Origin of the sequence: Thiocapsa sp. (assembly GCF_011390875.1) — a bacterium.
Classification (GTDB): domain Bacteria; phylum Pseudomonadota; class Gammaproteobacteria; order Chromatiales; family Chromatiaceae; genus Thiocapsa.
Map to the genome: position 1 here is coordinate 1 of NZ_JAABRP010000187.1, position 9,244 is coordinate 9,244.

Below are 9,244 nucleotides of genomic sequence, written 5' to 3' on the forward strand. Positions count from 1 at the left end.
TTTCGGATTTGCGCTGGGTGTGGCGGGCAGCCTTCTCGTCGTCGGTTGCACGCAGGAGACCCAAAACAAGTTCGGGCGGACCCTCCAGAATTGGACCGGGGCAAACGGCGTCCTTGAAGTCTATGCGGGAGAGAAGCTGGTAAGGCGCTTCATCAAGATCGACAAGCTCACGACGGCCGGTGCAACTCAGGGCTCGGGTACGCGACCCTATCGCTTCGGCTACGGGGTGCTTGATCTGAATCTGAACGGCATCCAGGACGGCGGCGAGAAATCGGTCTACTTCGAGATCAGCGACTATTCAACCAACTACGTCTTTTACGGCGATCCCGGCTCCTGAAAAGCGAAGCGGCCGAAGGATACATCCCGACGAGCCGGAACCAAAGCCAAGTCGATCGAATCAGCGAGGCTGACGGCTCACCCATCGGCCCGCAGCACATCGGCAACCTCCGCCATGAGCCGCTCGAACGACGGCGCCAGGTGGTCGATGACCCCTCGGTCCTTGCGTTTGAGGCTATTGCCGATGTAGACCGCGCCCCCGCATCCGACCGCGCGTTTCGCCGCTCGGACATTCTTACGGCTGTTGTCGACGACGATACAGGACGGAGGCTCGACACCCAGCTCCTTGAGAACGAAGCGATAACCTTGCGGATCCGGCTTCGGGTGCAGCTCGTCCTTCTTGTCGAGTGTGGAGATTGCATCGAAGACGTGCTCGGCGGGGAACATCTCCGTAAGCCCTTTCACTTCGAGAACCCGGAAGACGTTCTCCCGGACTCCATTGGTTAAGATGGCGAGCTCGATGTCGTGATTTCTCAGCAGATCCAGGCCCTCGCGGATCCGATCTCCTGCTCGGCTGATCCCACGATAGTCGAGGTTCCCGGTGCAGGCGTGGATGAGCTTTGCGAGCGTCGGCTCGATCGGATCCTCGGCGGGCTTGAGCAGCTTGGCCGTATGATACAGGAGCGGTCCGAGCTGAAGACTTCCGCCCGCATCGTAGATGGCCCGCCCCGCGAGTCGCATCATTTTAAGTGCACGCTCCCCGAAGTGGGTGCTGATCGCAGCGAAGACCGATAGGGTCTGCGCCTTCAGCGCGACGTCTTCCGCTTCGGTCGTGATTACGCCGTCGAAATCCAACAACAAGAGCCGCGCATTGCGGATGAGTCGGGTAGGTACTCCCGTCATGGATCACCTCGGAGTCCGAGAAGATTCTTGGCGGGCTCGGGCTCGTCACGGCGCCGAACGAAAGGCCGATAGAGCGCCCGCGGTTCGATATTACTCCAAGACGTCGGTCCCCGGAGCACCGCAATGCACTGCCCACGGAGTTCCTGAAGCCGTCGCGGTTTCGAGCCGGCGCCGCTCGATCCCCCGCGACCGGCGACGGCGCGCGATGTCGTCGAGAGGGAATCTCGCGCGCGTGGCTGACTCCCTCGCGCCTCAGCGCAGCGGAAGATAGAGGGCGGTGCGCAGCTCCTTCGGACTCGCGGCGCTGGACGGGTCGTTCTCGTAGACCTCCAGCATGGGGCGGTGCTTGTCGAGTTTGAGCTTGAGCATGCGGGCATGGGCGACGGCGGCGTACCAGGCCAGCTCCAGATAGTCATAGCCGCCGGTGAGGGTGACCCGGTAGTGTCGGCCGCCGCTGAAGTCCTTGCGGGCAAAGGGGCCGGCGGCGGCATCGGCGGGCACCGGGATCGCCATGTCGCACTCGAAGCGGTTCTTCTTCACGTTCACCTTGTGATAGGCGCTGAAGGGTGGACCAGCGGGCGCGATACCCAGCGACGCGAGATGCCCGGCGAGTCTTGGATAGCCGTCTTCCATGGCCTGCACCATCGCATCCATCCCGCCGCTGAAGGGGATGACCAGCGCGCTTTGCGGCTGCAGGTTCGTCTCTCCCTCGAAGCGCAGCTCGGGCCGCGGGGCGTCCGGATCGAGTTGCCCGCGCAGCAGTGCCAGGCCGAGCTCGAAGTCCTTGCCGATCATCTGCCGCACCAGGGGGATCATGGGACGCAACAGGAATGGCAAGCTGCCGCGTAGGCACCAAGCGACCTCCGTCCCTCCATCCGTTTCGGCGAATTCCCACCAGACATCCGAGTCTGACTTGAAGGGTCGCTGGATCTCCAACCGTTGCTCGATCCGCCCGGGCGCATCGAAGCGGACATGGGTCAGCCGGCCGGCACCGATGGCGCAGCCATCCCAGGTGTAGGAGCCGCCAGGCAGATCCTCGGCCGTGCTGAAGGCGCGCTTGGCGTCGGGTTCGTGGAGAAGCCAGGGACTCCAGTCGCCCCAGCTTCGGAAATCCCTCACCCGGTCGAAGACGGCTTGGCGGTCGGCATGCATGTTCAGGCTGCGCCGCACCTCGTAGTCTTTCGGCAATCGGCTCAGATAGAGGAGCCCGCCGGCGATGGCGATGGTGAGGACGATCAGGACGGTCAGCATGGGCGATCTCCGGTTGGCCTGGGTTCTCGGAAGTTTAGCTTTCCGTGCGCTGCAAGTGGATGGATCGGAACGTTCGACGGCCGGGATCCGGCTGATGGACACCTTCATTGGACAGACTTACCGGAAGGCGTGTCAGGCCTATCCCGGTGCCGACCGACAAGCCGGGTGACCGGCCGGATCGTCTGGCTTCAAACGTCGTGTCTGGTCCGCAGCGCCGCGATCTCCAGGTCGATCGCTTGCGTCAGTCTCGCGATCGCTGTTGCCGGTGTCTCTACGTCCAGGTCACCGATCTCGAAATACCGGATGCGCTCCAGCAGCGCGGGGAAATGCGCGCGCAGCATCGGCTCGTGCTCGCGGCGGCTGACGGCGATGATGCGATGGGCGGCTTCAAAATCCGCTGGCAGCGCGACGATCGGGTGGCGGGTGCCGCCGCGGATCGGGATCGCACGGCGTTGCAGCTCGGTCACGGCAAAGGCGGAGATCGGCCCCTGATTGCCGGTCACCACGAGGTCCCGCGCGAGCGCCCGCGAGTCGGCCTCCCAAGACAGCGCGAGCCGGTCGGCCTGGTGGTTGAAGTACTCCTCCGCGAAACGGCTGCGGTAGTAGTTGCCTGTACAGAGAAACAGGATTCGGTTCATCGGAGCGGACCCCTAAGGATGGGAAGGAGCGTGGAGCGGACCTGGCAGGCGCTTTCCGGCTAAGGTTGCGCATCGTCATCCGGCCGTCACCCTTGATGGGCATGCTTTCCTGCGATGGCGTTCCCGCCCCGGGGCGCCGGATTCAAACGGAGGAGCTCATGGCTCGCACCCGCTTCTCGCTCGCCACCTGCAATCTCTACAACCTGAACCTGCCGGGTCTCAAGATGTATCGGGACGCCGATGGTTGGGACGCGTCGGCGTTCGCCCGTAAGGTGCAATGGCTCGCGGAAGCGATCCGCAGGGTCGATGCCCACGTCTGGGGCTTCCAGGAGCTCTGGCATCGGGACGCGCTGGAGCAGGTTTTCGCCGCCGCGGCTCTGTCGGAGACCTACCGGCTGCTGGTGCCGGATGACCAGCAGGGTCAGGGCATCCTCTGCGCCGGGGCCGTGCGCGCCGATCTGCTGGAAGGCGACCCGGAGTGGATCGACGCTTTTCCCCAGAGGTTCATCCTGGAAAGCAGCGGCGACGATGCCCAGACCGGGGAGATCGCGGTGCGGATCAGGCGCTTCTCGCGTCCGGTGCTGCACTTTCGCATCCGTCCGCGCGCAGCCAGCGAGCCGATCTCGATCTATGTGGCGCACCTCAAGTCCAAGCGCCCGACCGAGATCTATCGGGAGGGCTGGTACCGCGCCGACACCGACTATTTCAAGCGTCATAACGAGGGTCTCGGCGGCGCGCTCGCGACCATCCGTCGCACCGCCGAGGCTGCGGCGTTACGCATGATGCTGGTCGACCGGCTCAAGGACACCGACAGTCCGGTGATCCTCATGGGGGATCTCAACGACGGGGACGGCTCCAATACCCTGAACATCCTGACTGGACAGCCCAACTACCTGGCGAGCCCGCTCTCCCTCGGCGGCAGCGACACCGACCTCTACAACCTGGGCCAGCTCCGGGCCATGCGCAGCTTTCGTAACGTGTACTATACCCACGTTTACCAAGGAAACCACGAGTCCCTCGACCACATCCTGGTCTCGCAGGAACTCTACGACCAGTCGCGGAAGCGGGTTTGGGCGCTCGTGGGGCTGGAGCTGATGAACGACCACTTGAGCCGCGGCGACCACAAGGAGAGCGGAACGATCGACCACGGGATCGTCCGGGCCGAGGTGGAGTATCGCCCTGTTTGAAGCGGAACCCGGATGGTGGGTCGGAATACCTCTGCCGGGCATGATAAGGCCGTTTATCAGGCGCTGCCGCGCGGGGTGATCGCGCGTTGGAATCGCGCGGCAAGATGTACCTTACGGGCGGCGCTTTCGCAACGACTCGGTACGGCTTGGGCCGTCGTCAAGGCCGCTCTCAGGCTGCTACTCCAAGACGTAGGTCCCGGGCGCGGCGCAAAGGACCGGATGATCGCCGGAACCCGGGGTGGGAGGGGATCCCTTCGGCCCGCAGCGTTCGGACAACCACACTGCCCAATCGGCCCACCAGGATCCCTGGAGAGGCGCTTGGGTGGCCAGCCAATCGTCCGGTGCGGTACCGGTCTCGACATCCCCGGACCAATAGCGTCGGCGTGATTTCGCGGACGGCGGGTTCACGATGCCCGCCACGTGACCCTCGCTGGAGAGGCTAAACCGGATCGGAACGCGGAGATGCTCGCGGACGCGGAAGACCTCGGTCCAGGGTGCGATATGGTCCTGAATACAGCCGACGGCATAGAGCGGCTGCTCGATGGTGCTCAGGCGGAGCCGGCGTCCGGCCAGCGTCACGCCCTGCTCGGAGACCAAGCGGTTGTTCAGATAGAGCTCGCGCAGGTAGAAGGAGAGCATCCGTCTGGGCAGCCGCGTCGAGTCGCTGTTCCAATAGAGCACGTCGGATCGAGAGGGCGCGTCGCCATACAGATAGTTGCGAACGACGTGATGCCAGATCAGGCTGTCGGGGCGCAGCAGCCGAAAGACGGTCTCGGTCACGCTGCCGTCGAGATAGCCGTCGCGCTCCATCAGGGTTTCGGCGGACTGGACGGCGCCTTCGGAGGTGAAGCGCTCCAGCTCGCCGGGGTTGGAGAAGTCCACAAGGGTCGTAAAGAGCGTCCAATGCGCGACCGGGGATGCGGGTCGCTCGCCGTCGGCCCGTGCCGCCGGGTCGGAGAGCCAGGCCATAAGGCTGGCCAAGGCGGTCCCGCCGATGCAGAAGCCGACCGCATGAACGGACTCGGTGCCGGCGATGCTTCGCGCCGTTTCGATCGCCTCCAAGGCGCCTTCCAGGACATAGTCCTCGAATCCGACATCCTGCATCGCCGAGTCGGGATTCTTCCAACTGATCGAGAAGACGGTGAAACCCTGATCACGCAGCCAAGCCATCAGGCTGCGCTCGGGGGCGAGATCCAGGATGTAATACTTGTTGATCCAAGGGGTGATGAAGACGATCGGGGTTTGGAACACCCGCTCGGTGCTTGGCGCATACTGAATCAGCTCCATCAGGCGATTGCGGTGAACCACCGCACCCGGCGTGGCCGCTAAATTCACCCCGACCTGGAAGCGGTCCCGATCGACCGTTGCGACCAGTCCATTCGTTTCCTGTTGATCCCTCAACCAGTTTGCATAGCCTTTCTGCAGGCTCTCGCCGTCGGTCTCGAAACAGCGCTGAACGGCGCCGGGGTTGGTCCAGAAGAAGTTGCTCGGCGCCAAGGCCCCCGAGACTTGGGCGGACCAGAACCGACAGCGCTCGCGGTGATCGTCGTCCAAGCCCGGTGCGTCCGCGATCGAGGCAGCCATCCAATCGGACCAAGCCGCGTGGCTCTCGCGCAGGACCCGATGATTGCGTTTGGCCGCGTCGAGGTACCAGGCTTTTCCGGTCTCGACACCTTGATTGGGCTCGGATCGGTGCGGGCTGGATGAATCATTCAGGGCACGGCCCATCTCCTCGACGACCGTCCGGTTGATCTTGACGGCGGCCTCGGTGAACCGCCTGTGCAGGCCAGCCGGGTCATTCGACCAGGTCCGGGCGAGCTTCAAAAAGCTCGTGGACACGAGCAGAGGGTCCCAAGGCTCGGGATTCGGGATCATGGTCTGTCATCCGTGACGGATCTGCTCGATGATCTCGCCGACGCTGGTTTCACTGCTCAGCATCTCCTCCGGGATGGTAACCCCGAAGGCCGTGGCCAGGTAGGTTTGCAGATTGACGGCCGACATGGAGTCCCAGCCGGGGACGTCGTCCAGAAGCGTCTCGGACCCGATGATCACATCGGCCGCATCGGGAAACAGCTCTTTGATGCAGGCCGAGAGGGTGTCGATGTTGACGGCGTTGACCATGGTGACCCCGCAGGTGTAACGATTGATGGCAATTGGAACGAAGCTGGCGTGAATTCGATCGCCCGCAGGGCGATATGCACTCGGCTAAGTCAGAGTCGGATCAGGTTGGCTCCCCAGGACAGCCCCCCGCCAAAGGCAACCGTGACCAGAAGATCACCCACTTTGGCCTTCCCCGATGCGATTGCCTCGTCCAACGCGATCGGAACGGATGCGCTCGCGGTATTCCCGTAGCGACCCAGATTGACGAAGAATCGCTCGCGAGGGACCTCGATCTGGTCCGCAATCGCATGGATGATGTTGATGTTTGCCTGATGGCTGACGAAGAGGTCGACATCGCCCGCGGCGATACCCGATCGGGTCAAAAGCTCGCGGATGACCTCCGCGCCCTTCTCGATGGCAAAGGCGTACACCCGTTTTCCGTCCATCTGAAAGTAGGCGGAGCGCGGATTGGTGATCCGATCGAAGGGCATCATGGTCCCTCCGCCCGGGACACTGATGGTGTCGCACGCGCTCCCGTCGGTGCGCAGCACGGAGTCGAGCACCCCGCGCTCCGAGCCGGCTTCGAAGAGGATGGCTCCGGCTCCGTCACCGAAATAGGGAAAGGTCGAGAAGTCCTGCTTATTGAGGATCTTGGTATAGAGTTCGGCGGCGATGAAGAGGATGCGCTCGTGGTTACCGGACTTGATCAGCGAATCCGCCAGGCTGATGCCGTAGACGCTCCCCGAGCAGACCGAATTGATGTCGAAGGCGAACGCCCGGCGGGCACCCAACAGATGTTGGACCCGTGTGGCGGTCGCCGGTTGAACGCGGTCGGGCGAAGAGGTAGAGACGATGATCCCTTCCAGCTCGTCCGCGGCAAGCCCGGCCTTCTCGAGGCAGTCGCGGGCCGCATGGGCGGCGAGATCGGAGGTGCATTCGTCATGGGTCGCCGAGCGTCGGGAGAAAACCCCGGTCTTTTCCGAGATCTTGCCGAGCGCGGCTGCAGGAAACCAATCGAGATCCTGGTTCGTAACCTCCTGGCTGGGGAGGTAGCGACCGGTTGCGAGAATAACGGCGTTTCTCATGGGTGATCTCACCTGGTTTCGGAATGAACGTCAGGGAATGCCCGCCGCCTCCTTGAAGTGGCTTTCCAGCTTGATGCCGTAGTCGATGGCTCGGTTCAGCTCTGCCGTGTATTTCTCGACGGCCCCGGCAGCAGTGGCGAGCGCGGCTTGATGCGCGGTGGCATCGACGGCGCCGGCGGCCTTTTGTGTATAGGACTGCACCTGGGTCCCGGTATTGAGTTGAAAGGGCCCCGTCAGCTGTCGCGGGTCGACCTGCTTCAGAACGGCATAGTGGCGATTGAGCTCGGCGATCTTGGTGATCAACTCCTGTTTGACCTTCAGGTACCGCGACAGATACTCGGTGAAGGTCGCGTAGGCATTGAGATTGCCGATATGGGACGGATCCGTCAGGTAGTCCGGGGTCCACTCGATCGAGAGGACGTTGTAATAGTTCTGGAACTCGAACAGATTCACATCCTGATCCGAGCGCGCCAAGGACTGATAGGCTTGGTCGAGGGCCTCGCGAACCCAGCGCTCTCGATCCGCCCATTGTTTCTGGTTGCCTTGGAGATCCGCGGTGTCCAATTCGGGACCACCGAATGAAAAGGCGCCCATCTGCTTGAGATAGTCCCCGAAGCTTGCGCCCTCCGCGTTGGTCGTACCGGCCAGCGTCATGAGCGTCAATACGCTCAGCGAAGTTCGAATCAAGTCCGTGCGTGTCATCTTCATCTCTCCTTCATCTCTCCGGTGCATCGGCCTGGTCCGTGCGCTTGGATGTTCGTGTCAGAGATTCGGACCGACCGGGTCTCCCAGCGCCTGGTATCCACGGATGAGCGCCAGGATTACCTCGCCGCTTTGTGCAGGGATTAGAATCTGGGACGCTTTGATCAGATCGGGAACCAGGCCGTTCTCGGTGACGAAGTCGCCCAAGACCTCGTTCATCTCTTGATTCGAGATCTCGGTGCTGACCGGTCGAAAGCCTTCGCGTTGCAATGCGAGGAGCTGGATGTCTCGGGTCAGGAGATAATCCTTGAATCGCCGTGCGGCCTCGACCTGCTCACGCGAGTTGCCGTGACGAAGCGTATAGTAGGGGTGGTCCGAGATCAGATTGTATTTCGGATACCGAAGCACCGGCCTTGCCCCGGTAGGATCATTGACTCGGCGAATAAAGGCGAGCTTCACGCCGAGGTTTTCGTAGACATAGACGCTGGACAAGGGCTGTCCGCCATAGCCGGCCTGCATGAGCGGCTCGGCGAGCTTGCCGGTGCTATCCTTGGTCTGGTCCGACATATACTTCATCAATGCGAGATAGGCTTGGAAGTCCGGATCCTTCAGATCCTCGAGCCGAATCCTGTAGTGCGCGCGATCCTTCGCAAAGAACTCGTAGGCCATGGTGACGAGCGCGACCGCACCGCTGTTGGAGTCCTGCGGGCGGGTGAATCCGAATTGAAAGCTGCGGCCGTTGGGGTCGATGCCCTCGCCGCCGAGTTCGCGCGCGTAGATCTCGGTGACGGTGTCGAAGCTCATCGACTTCTGGATGATCCGGTCGATCGCCTCTTGAACCGGCTCCCAGGTGACGAAGACCATGGGGCTGCGGGCGATCGAGTCGTCGGTCTCGAACAGCTTGCCGCCGGTAAAGGCTTCCTCGACCAGGCTGCGGAAGATGCTGGATGCAGGTGCCCAGACCTGAAACTCGTTGCGGCCGCCGTGCATGCTTTTGCCCTCGACCAGCAGCATGGCCGATTGGGTCGAGCCGATCTTGTCGATGACCAGACGAATGGGTTTGCCGTCGATCCGGTTGAGGGCGGGATCCGCCATGAAACGT

Annotated in this window: 10 protein-coding genes; 2 read left to right on the forward strand and 8 right to left on the reverse strand. The window is 62.8% G+C overall.

From position 1 onward, the window contains the following. The first annotated feature begins 19 nt into the window (after positions 1-19). Positions 20-337, forward strand: a complete 318-nt coding sequence (locus GPT33_RS14425; RefSeq protein ID WP_296810123.1) for a hypothetical protein — start codon at positions 20-22, stop codon at positions 335-337. 77 nt (positions 338-414) lie between these two features. Here GPT33_RS14425 and GPT33_RS14430 read toward each other — a convergent pair whose 3' ends face one another. The 3 genes from GPT33_RS14430 to GPT33_RS14440 all read right to left on the reverse strand — a co-directional run bounded on the left by GPT33_RS14430 (position 415) and on the right by GPT33_RS14440 (position 3,068). Beyond that, positions 415-1,179 carry an HAD family phosphatase gene (locus GPT33_RS14430; protein ID WP_296810104.1) on the reverse strand — a complete coding sequence of 255 codons (765 nt, stop codon included), beginning with the start codon at positions 1,177-1,179 and terminating at the stop codon, positions 415-417. Positions 1,180-1,431: 252 nt separating this feature from the next. Then, positions 1,432-2,430 (reverse strand): SRPBCC family protein, encoded by a 999-nt coding sequence (locus GPT33_RS14435; protein WP_296810106.1) that lies wholly within the window; start codon positions 2,428-2,430, stop codon positions 1,432-1,434. Between the two features lie 188 nt (positions 2,431-2,618). After that, positions 2,619-3,068: a hypothetical protein gene (locus GPT33_RS14440; protein ID WP_296810108.1), complete on the reverse strand. Its 450-nt coding sequence runs from the start codon at positions 3,066-3,068 to the stop codon at positions 2,619-2,621. 158 nt (positions 3,069-3,226) lie between these two features. Between GPT33_RS14440 and GPT33_RS14445 the strand changes: the two genes are divergently transcribed. Continuing rightward, positions 3,227-4,255 carry an endonuclease/exonuclease/phosphatase family protein gene (locus GPT33_RS14445; protein WP_296810110.1) on the forward strand — a complete coding sequence of 343 codons (1,029 nt, stop codon included), beginning with the start codon at positions 3,227-3,229 and terminating at the stop codon, positions 4,253-4,255. Positions 4,256-4,432: 177 nt separating this feature from the next. Here GPT33_RS14445 and GPT33_RS14450 read toward each other — a convergent pair whose 3' ends face one another. The 5 genes from GPT33_RS14450 to GPT33_RS14470 all read right to left on the reverse strand — a co-directional run. Continuing rightward, positions 4,433-6,130: an alpha/beta hydrolase gene (locus tag GPT33_RS14450; protein WP_296810112.1), complete on the reverse strand. Its 1,698-nt coding sequence runs from the start codon at positions 6,128-6,130 to the stop codon at positions 4,433-4,435. Between the two features lie 6 nt (positions 6,131-6,136). Next, complete coding sequence (locus tag GPT33_RS14455) at positions 6,137-6,376, reverse strand: acyl carrier protein (protein ID WP_296810114.1); 240 nt, start codon at positions 6,374-6,376, stop codon at positions 6,137-6,139. Positions 6,377-6,465: 89 nt separating this feature from the next. Then, entirely contained in the window at positions 6,466-7,440 is a 975-nt protein-coding gene (locus tag GPT33_RS14460; protein ID WP_296810117.1) for a beta-ketoacyl-ACP synthase III, read from the reverse strand. Between the two features lie 30 nt (positions 7,441-7,470). Next, a complete protein-coding gene (locus GPT33_RS14465; RefSeq protein WP_296810119.1) occupies positions 7,471-8,142 on the reverse strand; it encodes a hypothetical protein in 672 nt (223 codons plus the stop codon). Between the two features lie 60 nt (positions 8,143-8,202). After that, positions 8,203-9,244: substrate-binding domain-containing protein (locus GPT33_RS14470; protein WP_296810121.1), on the reverse strand; the 1,042-nt coding region annotated here is incomplete at its 5' end.